This window comes from Halomonas borealis, assembly GCF_004798905.1.
GTDB classification, from domain to species: Bacteria; Pseudomonadota; Gammaproteobacteria; order Pseudomonadales; family Halomonadaceae; genus Halomonas; species Halomonas borealis.
Genome location: NZ_SDMO01000027.1, coordinates 1 through 712 on the forward strand (window position 1 = coordinate 1; position 712 = coordinate 712).

Annotated in this window: 1 protein-coding gene; it reads right to left on the minus strand. The window is 72.6% G+C overall.

The genetic code is table 11. The annotated features are described in order from the left end of the window. The coding region (tssI, locus tag ETC07_RS14960) for a type VI secretion system tip protein TssI/VgrG (RefSeq protein ID WP_136249320.1) at positions 1-712 on the minus strand (712 nt) is incomplete at both ends.

The following is a 712-nucleotide window of genomic DNA, read 5'->3' on the forward strand; positions in this document are numbered from 1 at the left end:
TCCCAGGGGAACTGCACCTTGACCCGGCCATGCGCGTCGCAGTGGATCTCCTCGCCCTCGGGGCCGACCACGAAGGCGGCCTGGGGGCCGTCGACCCGCGGCTTGGGCTCGGGTTCGGGACGCCAGGCGCCGTCGTCCGGGGTCAGCGTGACGGCGTTGTGATAGCGCGTCATGCCATCGGCCTGGGCGGCGTCCTCCGCCAGCGCCTGGGGCTGCTCGCCCTCGTGGACGACCCGGATGACCTGCCAGCCGCGGTTGAACTCGCCGACATCGTGATCGGCCAGCGTGAAACGCGAGCCCGGCGAGAGCTCCGGCAGGTCGCTCTCGCCGTCTAACGTCAGGGCGTCGCTGCGCAGGTGCTCGAGGCGGTGACGGGTGAAGGCCTGGCCCGAGGCGTCGGCCTTGTAGCGCCCGGGGTAGTCGTAGTGTTCGTAGTCGGCGCGCTGGGCGTGGTCGTCGAGGCCGGTGCCCTGGCGGTCATGGAGCTGGCCGTAGGCCGGCTGCTTGAACGAGTAGTCCTTGAGCTGGGCGCGCGCCGGGCGCACCCGGGCGGTCTGGGTCAGCCGGCGCAGGTGGCGCTCGGGCGCGCTGCCGCCGGCGCGGTGATGGTAGGCGCGCTCGCCGAGCCCGGTGAGCACCTGCGGGTCGTCGGCGAACACCAGCCGGTGGGCGCCGCGCTCGGTGTCCTCGAACTCATGGAAGTAGAACAGCC